Annotated in this window: 15 protein-coding genes; 11 read left to right on the forward strand and 4 right to left on the reverse strand. The window is 34.0% G+C overall.

Annotated elements, in window-relative coordinates; translation table 11 throughout:
• Positions 1-98: 98 nt before the first annotated feature.
• Entirely contained in the window at positions 99-1,448 is a 1,350-nt protein-coding gene (gene rseP / locus GJV77_RS05430; RefSeq protein ID WP_155035346.1) for an RIP metalloprotease RseP, read from the reverse strand.
• 250 nt (positions 1,449-1,698) lie between these two features.
• Between rseP and serS the strand changes: the two genes are divergently transcribed.
• The 5 genes from serS to GJV77_RS05455 all read left to right on the forward strand — a co-directional run bounded on the left by serS (position 1,699) and on the right by GJV77_RS05455 (position 6,491).
• Positions 1,699-2,970: a serine--tRNA ligase gene (gene serS, locus GJV77_RS05435; RefSeq protein WP_155035347.1), complete on the forward strand. Its 1,272-nt coding sequence runs from the start codon at positions 1,699-1,701 to the stop codon at positions 2,968-2,970.
• Between the two features lie 114 nt (positions 2,971-3,084).
• Positions 3,085-3,396 carry a DUF4286 family protein gene (locus GJV77_RS05440; protein WP_155035348.1) on the forward strand — a complete coding sequence of 104 codons (312 nt, stop codon included), beginning with the start codon at positions 3,085-3,087 and terminating at the stop codon, positions 3,394-3,396.
• 10 nt (positions 3,397-3,406) lie between these two features.
• The gene (gene rsmA / locus GJV77_RS05445; RefSeq protein ID WP_155035350.1) at positions 3,407-4,186 is read left to right on the forward strand and encodes a 16S rRNA (adenine(1518)-N(6)/adenine(1519)-N(6))-dimethyltransferase RsmA; all 780 of its coding nucleotides are present in this window, start codon (positions 3,407-3,409) and stop codon (positions 4,184-4,186) included.
• Positions 4,176-5,528, forward strand: a complete 1,353-nt coding sequence (mgtE, locus tag GJV77_RS05450; RefSeq protein ID WP_155035351.1) for a magnesium transporter — start codon at positions 4,176-4,178, stop codon at positions 5,526-5,528. Before rsmA ends, mgtE begins: the two co-directional genes overlap by 11 nt.
• A gap of 21 nt (positions 5,529-5,549) precedes the next feature.
• Positions 5,550-6,491 carry a 2-hydroxyacid dehydrogenase gene (locus GJV77_RS05455; RefSeq protein WP_155035352.1) on the forward strand — a complete coding sequence of 314 codons (942 nt, stop codon included), beginning with the start codon at positions 5,550-5,552 and terminating at the stop codon, positions 6,489-6,491.
• Positions 6,492-6,587: 96 nt separating this feature from the next.
• Here the strand turns inward: GJV77_RS05455 and GJV77_RS05460 are convergent, their stop codons facing one another.
• Positions 6,588-8,432, reverse strand: coding sequence for a GNAT family N-acyltransferase (locus GJV77_RS05460; RefSeq protein ID WP_155035354.1), 1,845 nt, complete (start codon positions 8,430-8,432; stop codon positions 6,588-6,590).
• Positions 8,433-8,619: 187 nt separating this feature from the next.
• Between GJV77_RS05460 and GJV77_RS05465 the strand changes: the two genes are divergently transcribed.
• The 3 genes from GJV77_RS05465 (at position 8,620) to GJV77_RS05475 (ending at position 11,748) form a co-directional block, all read left to right on the forward strand.
• Entirely contained in the window at positions 8,620-9,381 is a 762-nt protein-coding gene (locus tag GJV77_RS05465) for an exodeoxyribonuclease III (RefSeq protein ID WP_155035355.1), read from the forward strand.
• Positions 9,382-9,414: 33 nt separating this feature from the next.
• Positions 9,415-10,320, forward strand: a complete 906-nt coding sequence (locus tag GJV77_RS05470) for an OmpA/MotB family protein (RefSeq protein ID WP_155035357.1) — start codon at positions 9,415-9,417, stop codon at positions 10,318-10,320.
• Positions 10,321-10,443: 123 nt separating this feature from the next.
• On the forward strand, positions 10,444-11,748 hold the full coding sequence (locus GJV77_RS05475) for a mechanosensitive ion channel family protein (protein ID WP_317162547.1): 1,305 nt from the start codon (positions 10,444-10,446) through the stop codon (positions 11,746-11,748).
• A gap of 40 nt (positions 11,749-11,788) precedes the next feature.
• Here GJV77_RS05475 and xseB read toward each other — a convergent pair whose 3' ends face one another.
• Positions 11,789-11,983 carry an exodeoxyribonuclease VII small subunit gene (gene xseB / locus GJV77_RS05480; RefSeq protein WP_155035358.1) on the reverse strand — a complete coding sequence of 65 codons (195 nt, stop codon included), beginning with the start codon at positions 11,981-11,983 and terminating at the stop codon, positions 11,789-11,791.
• Entirely contained in the window at positions 11,941-13,431 is a 1,491-nt protein-coding gene (gene xseA / locus GJV77_RS05485) for an exodeoxyribonuclease VII large subunit (protein ID WP_155035359.1), read from the reverse strand. Before xseA ends, xseB begins: the two co-directional genes overlap by 43 nt.
• Before the next feature lie 827 nt (positions 13,432-14,258).
• Between xseA and dut the strand changes: the two genes are divergently transcribed.
• The 3 genes from dut (at position 14,259) to GJV77_RS05500 (ending at position 16,592) form a co-directional block, all read left to right on the forward strand.
• Positions 14,259-14,696, forward strand: a complete 438-nt coding sequence (gene dut / locus GJV77_RS05490) for a dUTP diphosphatase (protein ID WP_155035361.1) — start codon at positions 14,259-14,261, stop codon at positions 14,694-14,696.
• A 21-nt stretch (positions 14,697-14,717) separates the two neighbouring features.
• On the forward strand, positions 14,718-15,728 hold the full coding sequence (locus GJV77_RS05495; protein WP_155035362.1) for a sugar phosphate nucleotidyltransferase: 1,011 nt from the start codon (positions 14,718-14,720) through the stop codon (positions 15,726-15,728).
• 81 nt (positions 15,729-15,809) lie between these two features.
• Positions 15,810-16,592, forward strand: a complete 783-nt coding sequence (locus GJV77_RS05500; RefSeq protein ID WP_155035363.1) for a DUF4292 domain-containing protein — start codon at positions 15,810-15,812, stop codon at positions 16,590-16,592.
• Positions 16,593-16,607 lie beyond the last annotated feature (15 nt).

The following is a 16,607-nucleotide window of genomic DNA, read 5'->3' on the forward strand; positions in this document are numbered from 1 at the left end:
ACTGAGCTAAGGAGGAAGGTGTGTTACCTTTATTGCGGTGCAAATATAAAACGTTTTTTAATATCTACAAACACAACAAGCATTTTTTTACATCTTTTTTATTTGACAAATATAGCTTTATAAATATCATTTCCATTTGCAAAGAGTAATAAAGCAATAAGTATAAAGAAACCAACCATTTGCGCATTCTCTAAAAATTTATCACTTGGTTTGCGGCCTGAAATTATTTCATATAATAAAAACACCACATGTCCTCCGTCTAAAGCTGGAATAGGCAATAAATTCATTACCCCTAGCATAATTGACAACATCGCAGTGATATTCCAAAATACTTCCCAACTCCAATATTGCGGAAAAATATCATAGATAGCCTTGAAACCACCAACCCCTTTATAAGCACCTGTCTCAGGTTTAATCATCTTTTTCAGCTGATCTAAGTACCCTAATACTTTTTCTTTACCTTTCACTAAACCGACAGGAATAGCCTCTAATAAAGAGTATTTTTCTTGAACAATTTTATAATACCCTAACTTTTCGTGATTACTAATCGGCAAAACTGGAGGGAAAGACACCGCTAACTTACCTTCTTCATTGATAACTAAATTAGTAGCTACTTCTGAACCATCACGCTCGACAACAGCAGCAACGGTTCTTCCTTTATTAATAGTCAATTGATCCATAACTACGTCAGCAAATGGTGTTGGCATACCATTGATACTAATGATGCGATCCATAACTTTTAAATTTGCTTCATTTGGAGAGTTTTCAGCAAAACCATTAACCACAAAAGGTACACGTAAACCAAATAAAGGTCCAGACTTCGCACTACTGCTTAATTGCCCTAAAAAATCCGTCGGTAAATCAATCGTAATCCTTTCACCACGGCGATCTACTTCAAGAGTATGCCCCATCAATACAGCATAGCTAACATCGTTAAAATGCTCAAACTCCTTACCATCCACACTAGCGATACGGTCACCATTTTTTAGACCAACCTCTTTCATCAAATCAGACTGAACCCAAACACCATGCTTCATATCTTTATTTGAAACATACAAATCACCATAAGCGTAAGTCATTCCAATATAAATAATAAATGCTAGCACAAAGTTAACAAAAACTCCCCCTAACATAATGATAAGACGTTGCCAAGCAGGTTTTGATCTAAACTCCCAAGGTTTTGGTTCGCTCGCTAATTGATCCGTATCCATACTCTCATCAACCATCCCAGCTATCTTCACATATCCTCCAAGCGGAAGCCATCCGATACCATAAACTGTTTCACCTATTTTCTTTTTGAACAAAGAAAACTTAATATCAAAGAATAAATAAAACTTCTCTACACGTGTTTTAAAGAGCTTAGCTGGGATAAAGTGTCCTAACTCATGCAAAATAATCAGTAGAGATAAACTCAATAAGAATTGAGATAATTTAATAAGTATTTCCATTTCGTACGTTTAGTAACTTAAATATAAGTAGACAAAAATAGAGTTTTACTTTTAGTAATTCATATTTTTTAGGTAAGAAATAGTTTTTATAGAGTAGAGAGTAAAACAATTCCAGATATACCACCTTCTCAACAGATAAAAAGTAACCTAAAAGGATAAATACAATAAAATAAAGTGATAGACTTAGACAAAAAGGCCTTTAATCGAAAACTATTTTCTAAATTTGCTTTATTAATTAATTACAATATATATGTTACAGATAGCTTTTATTAGAGAAAATCAAGAGCAAGTAGCTAAAGGATTAGCCAAAAGAAATCTTGATGTTACGGCGTTGCTAGAGGAAGTGTTAGCTTTAGATGAGAAAAGAAGAAGCACACAGGTGGAATTAGACAATGTATTAGCTGAATCTAACAAGCTATCCAAAAGCATAGGTGAATTGATGAAAAATGGTGAGAAAGCGAAAGCGGAACTTATCAAAGAAAAAACATCTAACCTACGCGAGCAAAGCAAAGAATTAACTGAAAAGTTAAACTCAATAAGTGCTGAGCTTAACGAAAAACTATATACACTACCAAACGTACCAAATGATATTGTCCCAGCAGGAAAAGATGCTGATGACAACTTAAATGTGTTTGAAGCAGGAGAAGTTCCAACACTTCACGAAGGAGCTATGCCACATTGGGAATTAGCGAAAAAATACGACATCATTGATTTCGAATTAGGTAATAAAATTACTGGAGCAGGATTTCCAGTATATAAAGGCAAAGGAGCAAGGTTACAAAGAGCCTTAATCTCATATTTTTTAGACAAAAATACAGAGGCAGGTTATAAAGAATACCAAGTACCGCACTTAATCAATGAAGCATCAGGCTATGGAACAGGTCAATTGCCAGATAAAGAAGGTCAAATGTACCATGTAGGAGTTGACGACTTATACTTAATTCCAACAGCTGAAGTACCTGTAACTAATATGTTTAGAGATGTAATCTTACAAGAAAGCGAATTGCCAATTCTATGTACAGGATATACACCATGTTTCCGTAGAGAAGCAGGATCATATGGAGCACATGTAAGAGGACTAAACCGTTTACACCAATTTGACAAAGTAGAGATTGTTCGCATCGAGCATCCAGACAATTCATACAAAGCATTGGATGGAATGGTTGAGCATATCAAAGGAATACTAGATGAATTAAAATTACCCTATAGAATTTTACGTCTATGTGGTGGTGATATGGGATTCACATCAGCCTTAACATACGATTTCGAAGTATTTTCTACAGCACAGGATAGATGGTTAGAAATTAGTTCAGTTTCCAACTTTGAAACTTTCCAAGCAAATAGATTAAAATTACGATTCAAAGACAGTGAAGGTAAAAATCAATTAACGCATACCTTAAATGGTAGCTCATTAGCATTACCAAGAGTACTAGCTGGGATTTTAGAAAATTACCAAACACCTGAAGGTATCGTAATTCCTGAGGCATTGAGACCTTATACAGGATTTGATATTATTGACTAATCTTATTAGTACAATTTCAATACAAAGCACCAAATCCTATCAAGAGCGACTTTGGTGCTTTTTTTGTCCTAATACTAACTGAAAACACCAACAAAAACTCAAACAAGAATACAAATGATTATATACAATATCACAATCAATATACATGATACTGCACATGATACTTGGATGCAGTGGATGGAAAACGCTTATATCCCTGGAATTTTAGCAACTGGAAAATTCGACAAAGCCAGAATGGTAAAAGTCTTGATCGAAGAAGAAATGGGGGGGCAGACTTATTCTGTACAGTTTGAAACGAAAGATAAAGCACATCTAGAACAATTCTACAAAGAAGACTTTGATAAATTTGAGAATGAAGCAAAAAAACTATTTGGTGAAATGATGCTTACATTTAAAACAGAACTAGCATTAATCAAAGAATACTAAACTAACCACAATGGAAAAAGTAAGAGCAAAAAAGCATCTAGGACAACACTTTTTAACTGATGAGAGTGTCGCTAAACGCATAGCAGATACACTATCATTAGATGGGTATAATAAAGTGCTTGAAATAGGTCCAGGAATGGGAGTATTAACCAAATACATTTTAGACAAGCCTATTGAAACATTTGTGGTAGAGATAGACACAGAATCAGTAGATTATTTAAACAAACATTACGAAAAACTACACGATCATATATTTGGACAGGACTTTTTAAAGTTTGACATCGTAGGAGCATTCAACCAAGAAGCATTTGCTGTTATTGGAAACTTTCCATATAACATATCAAGTCAGATCGTGTTTCGCGTACTTGAATTAAAAGACTACGTACCCGAATTTTCAGGAATGTTTCAAAAAGAAGTAGCCGAACGCATCTGTGAAAAAAAAGGAAGTAAGACTTACGGTATACTATCAGTATTAACACAAGCGTTCTACGACACAGAATATTTATTTACAGTATCAGAACATGTATTTAACCCGCCACCAAAAGTAAAATCGGGAGTAATGCGCATGAGACGTAAAGAAGATTACTCGCTACCGTGTAGTGAACGATTATTCTTCAATGTTGTTAAAACAGCATTTAATCAACGCAGAAAAACTTTGCGCAACAGCTTAAAAGGGTTTAATCTACCCGATGAAATTAGAGAACAAGAGATATTTAGCTTGCGACCAGAACAGTTAGACTATCTTCAATTTATAGAAATCACAAAAACAATAGAAGCTAATGGAGTTTAAAATCTGTAAAGAATCTATCGAAGCAATCGAAAGCTTAATCGCAGAAAAAAATGAGAAAGAGCTATTACTAATCCTCGAAGATTTGCACTATGCAGATATTGCAGAGATAATGAATGAGCTATCTGGTGATGAAGCAATTTATATATTCGATATACTTGATAGTGAAGTTACAGCAGAAATACTACTTGAGCTAGACGAAGGTATTCGTGAGAAGATCTTAAAAAGCTTGTCCCCAAAAGAAATTGCTGAAGAACTTGATGAATTAGATACGGATGACGCTGCCGATATTATCTCAGAATTACCAGATGATCGAAAAGAAGAAGTCCTATCGGAATTAGAAGATTTAGAACACGCTAAGGACATTGTAGAATTATTAAGATACGATGAAGATACAGCTGGGGGGTTAATGGCGAAAGAGTTTGTATCGGTCAATGAAAATTGGTCGGTACTAACATGCGTCAAAGAAATGCGAAAACAAGCAGAACACGTCTCAAGAGTTCACTCCATATATGTCGTAGATGATGAGAATCGATTAAAAGGACGTTTATCCCTAAAAGATTTGCTTACGAGCTCAACAACTACTCATATCAGTGATGTCTATATCAGTAACGTAGACTATGTAAAAGTAGATACTGAAGATATAGAAGTAGCACGTATCATGCAAAAATACGATTTGGAGGCAATTCCTGTTGTCGATGAAATGGGAAGATTAGTCGGGCGAATTACGATTGATGACATTGTAGATGTCATCAAAGAAGAGGCCGACAAAGATTACCAATTAGCAGCAGGTATCTCACAAGACGTAGAAGCGAATGATAGCATTTTAGACTTAACGAAAGCAAGATTACCATGGCTTGTATTAGCGATGATTGGAGGGTTCGTAGCGGTAAATGTTTCCAGAAGTTTTGAAGGAGCAATGGAAAAATTTGGTGTACTCTTCTTCTTTACACCATTAATTGCAGCTATGGCTGGGAATGTAGGAGTACAATCCTCTGCAATTATTGTACAAGGACTTGCTAATAATACTATAACAGGCTCGATATGGAAGCGCTTAGTAAAAGAAGTTCTACTTAGTTTACTCAACGGTTTTTTCTTAGCTATTCTTATGATGATAGGAAGTCATTTCGTACTTGGAGTAGATTACCTCATTGGAATAACAGTATCTATCGCATTAGTCAGTGTTATTATAATTGCCAGCTTGATCGGAACCTTTGTTCCTATCTTACTGAATAAATATGGTATTGACCCCGCTTTAGCTACAGGTCCATTTATCACAACGAGTAATGATATCTTTGGAATCTTAATATACTTCTCCATCGCGAAAGTAATATTGGGATTTTAACTAAACAAAAAGCGTACAACTATGTATACAAAAAAAGTATTGCACCTCGATAGTAACCACCCCTTAATGGTAGAGGAGCTAACTCTAATGGGATATACGAATATCGAAGATTATACCTCATCAAAAGAACAAATAGAAGAGCGTATAGACGAATATGTAGGAATCATTATACGTAGCCGTTTTAAGATTGATAAACAATTTCTTGATCGAGCAACTAATCTTAGATTTATTGGACGTGTAGGTGCAGGACTAGAAAATATTGATTGTGAATATGCCTCAACTAAAGGTATTAAGCTAATTGCTGGTCCTGAAGGTAACCGAACTGCAGTAGGAGAACATGCTTTAGGAATGCTCTTAAGTCTAATGAACAAGCTCAATTTAGTTGACCAAGAAATAAGAAATGGTATTTGGATACGTGAAAACAACAGAGGTGTAGAAATAGAAGGAAAAACTATTGGCATTATTGGTTATGGAAATATGGGAAATGCCTTTGCTAAACGCTTACAAGGTTTTGATTGCACAGTTATCTTTTACGATATACGTGAAGGGCTGACCAATCAATATGCCAAACAAGTTTCCTTAGCAGAACTACAAGCGCAAGCGGATATTATCAGTCTTCATACCCCTCAAACCTCTGAAACAATTGATATGATTAACAAAGAATTTATCAACATATGTAAGAAGCCTTTCTGGTTAGTCAATACTGCTAGAGGTAAATCAGTTAATACTAAAGATCTTGTTGATGCTTTGCAAGAAGGCAAAATAAAAGGGGCTGCACTAGATGTTTTGGAATATGAAAAATCAAGTTTTGAAAATATGTTTTCTGACCAGAGTTTACCAGAACCTATGAAATATCTAATACAAGCGAAAAATGTTTTACTATCACCTCATATTGCGGGGTGGACTGTAGAAAGCAAACAAAAATTAGCTCAAACAATTATTGATAAAATAAGAGATCTATAAAAAGAGAAAAGACCATGCTAATAAATGCATGGTCTTTTCTCTTTTTATATAAATATACCTTCTGATTAGAAGTTGTTTTCCATTATTTATACACAACTACCTATTAGCACTTTTTTCCTCACACTCCTTTTGAAGTATTTCCTCTTGAATTTTGCGCTCTAACTCGGCTTCAAATTCCTCCATCACAGGCTTTACAGTACTCTCTGGCAAATCTGCTATCTTGATATACATTAGCCCATCAATAGCATTATTAAATAGCGGATCTACATTAAAAGCGATGACTTTTGCATTCTGTTTAATGTATTTTTTAATCAATACTGGAACCCTTAGTTTTCCAGGCTCCACGTCTTCAATAATTTTATCAAACTTATTCAAATCCGCTTCTGTCTCATTGAATATTAAATCGCGATCAGACTCTTTCAAGTTCACTTTATACTCCATTTTTGGAGTAACGTACTGCGCAATAAAAGGATCAAAATAATGAGAACGCATAAACTCAATCATTAATGACTTAGAAAAATCAGAGAATTGATTGCTAATACTTACTCCTCCAATCAAATATTTATGCTCAGGATAACGTAATGTTGTATGTACAATACCTTTCCACAACAAGAATAATGGCATTGGTTTTTGTTGATATTCCTTAATAATGAAAGCTCTTCCCATCTCGATAGACTGAGCCATCATAGGGTAAAGTTCAGACTCAAAGCGGAATAATTCATTCAAATAAAAACCATTAATACCATGTTTCTTATAAATTTCTGATCCTAATCCCATACGATACGCTCCACAGATTTTCTCAGCTTCAACATCCCACAAGAACATATGGTGGTAGTAATCGTCATATACATCTAGATCTGTTGAATTATTCGTTCCTTCACCTACTTCCCTAAAAGTAATTTCCCGTAAACGACCTAATTCATTCATTATAGTAGGTATCTTATCTGCCTTACTTAAGAAAACCTCATAGTTTTTTGATTGCAATAAGCGACAGTTTTCTTGTCTCAACCCTTCAACCTCAGCCTTTATTCTATCAGTTGGGAATGGATCAGCAATATCTTTAACAGCTTTTGGAAATTTAAAATTAAATGAAGGCACTTTTATCCAGCGATTACTATCTCCTTTATAGGCATTAGATAACAAATAGGTCTTGAATCTTAAGAAGTTTCCGTAATCAGATAGGTCATAGTGTTCATTCTGTTCCTCAACAGATATAGGACGACCTATGCGAATCTTTATCGTTCTATTCTTTTGTGTCAATAATTCAGAGGGTAACTTGGCAGTACGTAACGTTGGATTGATTTTAGACAATGAGTAAAACAGCTTACTATTTTTTGCATGAAAATAAATAGGTACGACTGGGACATTGGCTTTTTTAATCAACTTAATTGCCCCTTCTTCCCATGGTTTGTCTACAACTAACTTACCATCTTTATATGTAGATACTTCTCCTGCAGGAAAAATACCTAACGGTTTACCATCACTTAAATGTCGAAGTGTTTCCTTCAGCCCAATTACACTAGACTTTACATCCTTGTTGTTCTCAAAAGGATTGACAGGCATAATATACGGCTTTAAAGGTTCAATACGATGCAATAAAAAATTAGCAATAATCTTGAATTCAGGATCATGCTCTAGCATCAATTTAAGTAATAGTATACCATCTATACCACCCAATGGGTGATTAGATATAGTGATATAAGGACCTTTTTTAGGTAGTCTTTTAAGTTCTTCTGGATCTATTTCAAAGTCTATTTGAAACTCCTCTAATATGGAATCAATAAATTCTAAATCACTTAAATGCTTATTACGGTCGTAGATCTTATTTAATGTAGTAATCTTAAGCGTTTTCATTAACATCCAACCCGTAAAGGTTCCTAAAAACCCATATTTATCTGCATTAATTGCCTTAGCTACTTCCTTAGCTGTTACTAAACCCATTTAACAATTATAATTAATAATACAAATATACTATTTTTTTTAGGCAATCTCTTTTCTTTCAACATTACGGAATGTTATTTACTTGTAAACCATTTAAAAAAAATATAAATATCTGATTAAAGCATACATAAGATATTATAATCCCAAACACATTTTTTCTATTTTTGAAGAATTAAAACAAACCGCAATGAAAATAATATCATATAACGTGAATGGCATACGTGCCGCAATAAAAAAAGGTTTCCTAGATTGGATTCAAACAGAAGCGCCAGATGTAATCTGTATACAAGAAACAAAAGCCAAAGAAGATCAAGTCCCTGTTGAAGACATTAAAGATGCTGGCTATCCATACCAATATTACTATTCTGCCAATAAAGCAGGCTATAGTGGAGTTGCCATTTTTAGTAAACAAAAACCTAAACAAGTAGTTTATGGTACAGGTATCGATTATATGGACTTCGAAGGACGTAACGTTCGAATTGATTTCGATGATATCTCTATCATGTCATTATATTTACCTTCTGCATCTAATATTGATCGCTTAGATTTTAAGTATAAATACATGGATGACTTTTTCGATTATATTACCCAACTAAAGAAAGAAATCCCTAATCTTGTTATCTGTGGAGACTATAATATCTGTCATACAGCCATCGATATTCACGATCCTGTACGCAATGCTAAAGTTTCAGGATTCTTACCTGAGGAAAGAGCTTGGTTAGATAAATTTATCAATAGTGGATTTATCGATAGCTTCCGTATGTTCAACAAAGAACCTCATAACTACAGCTGGTGGACCTACCGAGCAAATGCAAGAAACAATAATAAAGGTTGGCGTATTGACTATAACTTAGTCACAGAGTCTTTAAAAGACCGTATTCAGTCTGCTGCAATTTTATCTGATGTTGTTCACTCAGACCATTGTCCTATTGTTGTAGTAGTTAAATAAAAAAAAGTATCAACCTAAACTTATCATTACCCCATGAACATTCGTCCCCTATTAATTGGCTTATTAGTACTTCCTCTAGTATCATCATGTGTTACGCGCAGACTATACAATGATCTTGACGCACAATATCAAAGTATTTTAAGTGAAAATGACAATCTTACCAATGAATTAGCACTGATGAACTCTTCTAACTCAGAACTAGAAAACATAAAAAAAGATCTAGCTAAACAATTAAAACAACTCCAACAAGAGCGTAAAAATCTTGCTGCGGAAATAGCAACTGCAGAAAAACAACTTCTTGACCTAGAGAAGTCAAATAAAGAATTAGCTAGAACAAACAAAGAAGCTTTAGCTATTGAAGCTGAAAGACTTTCTAGAGCGAAGAGCGAACTAGCCGACAAGTCACTGCGCATTGCAGAATTAGAAGCTATCTTAGAGGCAAACGACAAACAAATGCGAGCGCTTAAAGATAATTTGTCTACTGCTTTGAATGCTTTTGAAGGAAAAGGGCTTACCATTAAACAAAAGAATGGCCGTGTATATGTCTCTATGGAGAACAAGCTATTGTTTAAATCTGGAAGCTGGTCTGTTAATAAAGAAGGGGAATTAGCTGTCGTAGAATTATCCAAAGTATTAGCTAACAACCCTCAAATTACAGTTTTAATTGAAGGACATACTGACAATGACAAAGTACTGGGTGACCTTGGTGAAGGTGTGAAAAACAATTGGGATCTATCTACAAAAAGAGCCTTGGCAATCGTAGCTATAATAACAGCAAATCAAGATATTATAAAAAGTAATATTACAGCTGCTGGTCGTAGTGAATACGCTCCTCTAATGTCTAATGATATTCCAGAAGGAAAAGCGAAAAACAGAAGAATTGAAGTTATTCTTACACCTAATCTAGATAAAATCAACTCCATGTTGAATCAGCTATAGTTCTAAAGGAAGAGATAACAATTGTTATCTCTTCTTTCTTTTACGCGTAAGGCTTTAAGTTTTTGTATTTAGAAAAAAAATCCTAAACTTGTGTAACCATACAATCCTAAAATATCCACAACAGTGAACACTGATACAATTGATCAAATACTTGATCCCGAAAATTTCAATGGCTTTTATAACTGGTTTTTTAATCTTTTATTAAACTTAGGTCTCTCTGAATACCAAACACACATTGCTACGACTATTGCTTTGTTATCAAGCTTTACCGTAGTTATGCTATTTATTGATTACATCATAAAAAACATCTGTATTGGACTAGTTAAATCATTTGCTATAAAAAGTAAAACCAAGTTCGATGACATTCTCATCGAAAACAATTTACTACAGAATGTAACGCATTTAATCCCTGTGTTTGTTGCCAAATTACTCTTTCCTATTTTCTTTAGAGGTTTTCCTAATCTCACAAAGTTTATGATGGGGATAACTGATATTTTTTTTATTGTTACCATTACATTAGTTCTTCGATCTATTGTATTGAGTTTCAGAGACTACTCTAAGACTAAACCTAGTCTAGCAGATAAGCCTATTGATAGCTATTCACAAGTAGTTAATATCTTTATCTACTTTTTTGCAGCAGTCTTTATTTATTCTACAATTACTGGTGACTCACCGAATAACTTATTTATATCACTAGGAGCTGCTTCTGCTATCTTAATGCTAGTATTCAAGGATACAATTTTAGGTTTTGTAGCAAGTATTCAAGTATCTACAAATGATATGGTACGCGTAGGAGACTGGATAGAAATGTCCAAATTTGGAGCTGATGGTACTGTTTTAGAAATCAATTTAAGTACCGTGAAGATTCAAAACTTTGATAAAACAATCACAACGATCCCAACCTATTTCTTAATTAGTGATTCTTTTAAAAACTATAGAGGAATGCAGAACTCTGGTGGTCGACGTATCAAGCGAAGTATTAATATCAAAATGTCTTCCATTCGATTCCTTGAAAAAGAAGAAATTGAAAACTTAAAGAAAATACAATTACTAGCACCCTATATTGAAGAGCGACAAAAAGAAATTGACGAATTCAATAAATCAACCAACGCTGATCAATCGATGCCTGTCAATGGTCGGAGAATTACCAATATAGGAATGTTTAGAGCATATGCTCTGCGCTATGCCCAACAGAACCCAAATATTCACAAGGAATTCTTTCTAATGGTTAGACATCTACAACCTACAGAACATGGACTACCTGTAGAACTTTATATGTTTACCAATAGTACACAATGGGTATTCTATGAGAATGTAATGGCTGATATCTTTGACCACCTCTTAGCCACAGTTACCTACTTTAATCTAGAAGTGTTTGAATTACCTTCATCAGATGATGTAAGGCATGCTTTCGGAAAGACAAATTAATCATAAACTAAAAACTCTCCTTTTTAAAAGGAGAGTTTTTCTATCCTAATTTATCGATAATTTCTTCAACCTTTCTTTCTGTATTTGTAAGCTTCTCCTTACAGTATACGATCAACTGAGATGCTCGTTCAACTTTCTCCGCCAAATCATCTACTGTTACTTCATCATTTTTTATAGCCTTTAATATCTCATCTAGTTCATTTGCGGCTTTTTCGTATGTGATTTTTTCATCCATTCCTCTACTTCTTTTATATTATCAATCGTTATCTGATATCGTTTATTGTATATTTCTACTTCTATTTCATCTCCTGACTCTAATGAAGTATGCTCTTTTATTGTCTCTCCATTAAAACGTATTATTGCAAAACCTTTTTTCAACAGAGAATCGAAATTAAAATAAGTAGGTATACTTTCTAAGTGCTCCAACCTTTTTTTTTCTCTATCAATAACTGATTTAGATTGCAAAAATATTGCTTCTTCCTTAGAAATTAATTCTCTTCTCGACGTCTGTAACTTCTGTTCCATAAAGAATGACAACAAGCTACCTTTTTCTCTTAACCTAACCTCTTCGGCTTGCAACTCTCTTAAGGGCTTATACTTTAATACTTGCTTTGCCACTTCTATTGTTGAAGTTTCCACGTGCAATCTATTCTTAGAATACATGACAGTCTCATTCATTGCTGCTAATAGCTTTCGCCTTTTTTCCAAAACCCATTGTCTTGTATAGGTATTAAAACTAATAGCCATATTATTCATTTCTAGTCGTTCCACTTCCAAAATATGCTTACTAGAAGATAAAATATGGTCAAAACTTTCTTGAATATGCACACTAAATTGATAAGCCTTTTCAACTATAAAAGCTGCAACAGCACTTGGTGTTTTAAATCGAGTATGTGCTACACAGTCTGCTATAGTACTATCTATCTCGTGTCCTATACCTGTAAATACAGCTGTGTGCATCTTGGCAATCGCTTCTGCCAAATTATAGTTATTAAACTCACTAAGATCTAATACAGACCCTCCTCCTCGAATAATAACAATTACATCGTAAATATCCTTAGGTATTTGTGATAGTTTTTCAATTATCTGTATATGTGCATTATCTCCTTGTACCCTACAATTGAAATAATCTATTTCAAATACAAAACCATAATCATTTTCTTCTAATTGATTGACAAAATCAATAAAACCTGCTGTATCTACCGACCCTACTAAAGCAATACGCTGGATTACTATTGGATAAGCTAACTGTTTGTTCAAGTCTATTAACCCTCTTTCATTTAACAACTTTAAGGTCTCCTGCTTTATCCTTTCAATCTCCCCTAAAGTAAAGCTAAAATCAACATCTAAAACATTAATAGACATACCATAGATAGGGCTATAAACCAATTCACAAAAGCACAAAACCTCTGTCCCTACCTTTAATACCTCACTAACTTCTTCTCCTAGCTTCCCGTATAAGTGGTTAACCGTTTGACTCCAGATTGTAGCCCTTGACTTAGCAACTATATAAGCACCGTTGTGCTCGACGAGATCTAAATAAATATGCCCTTTTCGGTCTTTCTTAAGCTGAGCAATTTCAACCTTTATCCAAAACGAATGTGCAGAAATCTGTTCATCAAATATCTGCTGTACACGTCCCAAGATTTTACTGAGTGTAAACCACTTATTCTCCTTCTTCACAATGCAATAACTTAAAAAACAAAGCTACGACCTTTCTTAGCAAAAATCAAAAACACTATTGCTAGTTTCCATAGCATAATAAAACGGTGTATAACTGTTAGCTGTTATAATAGGAGATCAGATGATATTTCTGCAACTAAACAACCTAGGGTAATTTAAAAAAACACGGTATGCTATCCTTTTTACTTCTCGAAAAACTACTACTATTTCTATTAATTTAGTAGTATGTGACTGAATGAGAAAACAATTTTTTGAAAACAAGCACCTTGTTTTAACTCATCAAAAAGTTAGAATAATAATATTTAGGGCCAAGCTACTGCAATAAGTGCAGTATACGTGCACTTATTGCAGTAGCCTGATTTATTAAAAAAACAACAGTAACTAACGTATTAGACAGCCTGATTGATAAAATACCTATAGATATCCCTGTGAGCTATGAAGGGAGATAGGTTAATTTCTCACAATAGAGATAATATAGAACGACTTATTATTGAAGTCTGTATATAGTTATGATAGTAAATGGAAATCCATTAAAAACTTAACATCAATTAGCACACAAATACCCTTTTGTACCCTATTAGTAGTTTATCGTATTACTTTATTCTATTAGATATACTATCTCTTAACTCCTCAAAAATCACATCGTCTATGATACCCCAATTATAAAAACTAAGAATTGTGTATAATTATTCCTTTATTGTCATTTACTATGACAGATTATCAACTAACCTTCCCTCTAGATAATCTATATTTCACACTAGAATCGAGTAATTGTTCTTTAAAGAGGCATATCTTTTTTATATTTGTAATCTATATAGTGAAAAAATATGACTACAATAAAAATTATCAATAAATCACAACACGCTCTTCCAAATTACGAAACAGCACAATCCGCAGGAATGGATTTACGAGCAAACTTAGAAACATCCGTAACCATAGGAAGTCTTGAAAGAGCTATTATTCCAACAGGCCTATACCTAGAGTTACCTGATGGATACGAAGCACAAATCCGTCCAAGAAGTGGATTAGCTGCCAAAAAGGGAATCACGTTATTAAATAGCCCAGGAACTATTGATGCTGATTATAGAGGAGAAATAGGAGTAATCCTAGTAAACTTATCTAAAGAGCCTTTTACCATTGAAAATGGTGAGCGAATTGCCCAGATGGTTATTGCACAATATGAACAAATAGAATGGAAACCTGTAGAAATCCTTTCAGAGACATCGCGTGGAGAAGGAGGTTTTGGTAGCACAGGACATAAATAAGATTAGTTAAAAAAAATATATATGAAAATTATTGTTCCAATGGCAGGAAGAGGTTCTCGACTACGTCCTCATACACTTACCGTACCGAAACCATTAATACCTATCGCAGGGAAGCCAATTGTTCATCGATTAGTAGAAGATATAGCTAAAGTATTAAATGACACAATTGACGAGATCGCCTTTATTATCCATGAAAGCTTCGGAAAAGACGTAGAAAAGGATCTTGTAGCCATAGCAGAAAAGTTAGGTGCTAAAGGTACAATCTGCTATCAAAATGAAGCACTAGGTACAGCTCATGCTATCCTATGTGCAAAAGAAGCAATGCAAGGACCAATCGTAGTTGCTTATGCAGATACACTTTTCAGAGCTGACTTCAACTTAGATAAAAATGCTGATAGTGTTATTTGGGTAAAGCAAGTAGAAGACCCAAGTGCATTTGGCGTTGTAAAAATGAATGAGCAAAAACAAATCATTGACTTTGTTGAAAAGCCAAAAGACTTTGTTTCTGACTTAGCGATTATTGGTATATACTATTTCAAAAGTGGGGAAACCTTACGCAGTGAATTAGAATACTTATTAGACAACAACATTATCAAAGGAGGAGAATATCAATTGACTGATGCTTTAGAAAACATGAAGCAAAAAGGTATGTTGTTTATGCCTGGGCAAGTAGATGAGTGGATGGACTGTGGAAACAAGAATGTAACCGTAGACACTAATAACAGAATGTTAGGTTTCTTAGAAGCAGAAGGAGCTAACTATGTATCTTCAACAGTTGTTAACGAAGGAAGTACGATCATTCCTCCATGTTATATAGGGGATAACGTAGTCCTAAAAAATGCTACTGTGGGACCAAATGTATCTCTAGGAAATAATACCGTAATAGAGAATGCTACGATTAAAAACAGTTTAGTACAAACTAATAGCATAATTCGAAATGCAAATCTAGATAATGCAATGGTAGGAAATCATGCTGTCTATGATGGAAAACATACCAGTATCAGTATTGGAGATTATTCAGTATTAGAATAATAAAAATATTAAATCCGTTTTAAAAACAATTTAAAACGGATTTTTTTTACCTATCTTGGTTGCAAAATCGATGCAATTACCATGAAAAAGTATATTACACTATTCTGTTGCCTTACTCTGTTGGTCGGATGTAAAAAAGATAAAACAGCTTTTAACCTTACTGAAGGCAGTGCCTCAACGAGTAAAACAGCAATTACAATACTCAATGAGCACAATAAAAATATAGCAGACTTCAAAACAGCAATAATTCGTAGCTCTGCCACCTATGACAGTGATAAACAAAGTCAAAAGTTTAGCATTGATATTGCCATCGAAAGAAACAAACAAATTGTTGTCAATATCAAATATATTGGCTTCCCAATTGTCAAAGCACTTATCACACCTGGACAAATCCAATACTATGACAAATGGAATAAAGAGTACTTCAATGGAAATTATGAAGTACTTAGTAAATGGTTGGGAACTGATCTTGATTTCTACCGTTTTCAAAACCTTCTGCTAGGTCAAGCAATGGATAACGAAACTAACAATAACAAATTATTGGTCTCGATAACAGAAGGATTGCACAAATTAGAATCAACAACTGAGACTGATATTCAATCAGCTTACTACTTCGAAGACAAGAATGCATTACTAAAAAAAGAAGAAATAACTGAAGCCACTGGAAATCGAAGAGTAACTATCAGCTACCCAAATTATCAGAAAATCGGCAAGTATACAACACCTACAGAAATTAATATTAAAGCTGAACAAGAAAAAAGCATAAATTTGAACATTCGTTACGATAAGGTCTCTTTTAATGAAGAAGCTAATTTCAACTATAAAGTACCTAATGGATATAACGAAATCAGTTTAAAGAATTAAGGAATCTCTACTATC

Source organism: Myroides pelagicus (assembly GCF_009711055.1).
Lineage (GTDB): Bacteria > Bacteroidota > Bacteroidia > Flavobacteriales > Flavobacteriaceae > Flavobacterium > Flavobacterium pelagicum.

What these genes read in the sequence shown, in the direction of transcription:
- GJV77_RS05440 (WP_155035348.1), top strand. Translation starts at nt 3,085, where the DNA reads ATGATTATATACAATATCACAATCAATATACATGATACTGCACATGAT.
- mgtE (WP_155035351.1), top strand. Translation starts at nt 4,176, where the DNA reads ATGGAGTTTAAAATCTGTAAAGAATCTATCGAAGCAATCGAAAGCTTA.
- GJV77_RS05460 (WP_155035354.1), bottom strand. Translation starts at nt 8,432, where the DNA reads ATGGGTTTAGTAACAGCTAAGGAAGTAGCTAAGGCAATTAATGCAGAT.
- dut (WP_155035361.1), top strand. Translation starts at nt 14,259, where the DNA reads ATGACTACAATAAAAATTATCAATAAATCACAACACGCTCTTCCAAAT.
- serS (WP_155035347.1), top strand. Translation starts at nt 1,699, where the DNA reads ATGTTACAGATAGCTTTTATTAGAGAAAATCAAGAGCAAGTAGCTAAA.
- rsmA (WP_155035350.1), top strand. Translation starts at nt 3,407, where the DNA reads ATGGAAAAAGTAAGAGCAAAAAAGCATCTAGGACAACACTTTTTAACT.
- GJV77_RS05465 (WP_155035355.1), top strand. Translation starts at nt 8,620, where the DNA reads ATGAAAATAATATCATATAACGTGAATGGCATACGTGCCGCAATAAAA.
- xseB (WP_155035358.1), bottom strand. Translation starts at nt 11,983, where the DNA reads ATGGATGAAAAAATCACATACGAAAAAGCCGCAAATGAACTAGATGAG.
- rseP (WP_155035346.1), bottom strand. Translation starts at nt 1,448, where the DNA reads ATGGAAATACTTATTAAATTATCTCAATTCTTATTGAGTTTATCTCTA.
- GJV77_RS05500 (WP_155035363.1), top strand. Translation starts at nt 15,810, where the DNA reads ATGAAAAAGTATATTACACTATTCTGTTGCCTTACTCTGTTGGTCGGA.
- GJV77_RS05470 (WP_155035357.1), top strand. Translation starts at nt 9,415, where the DNA reads ATGAACATTCGTCCCCTATTAATTGGCTTATTAGTACTTCCTCTAGTA.
- GJV77_RS05455 (WP_155035352.1), top strand. Translation starts at nt 5,550, where the DNA reads ATGTATACAAAAAAAGTATTGCACCTCGATAGTAACCACCCCTTAATG.
- GJV77_RS05495 (WP_155035362.1), top strand. Translation starts at nt 14,718, where the DNA reads ATGAAAATTATTGTTCCAATGGCAGGAAGAGGTTCTCGACTACGTCCT.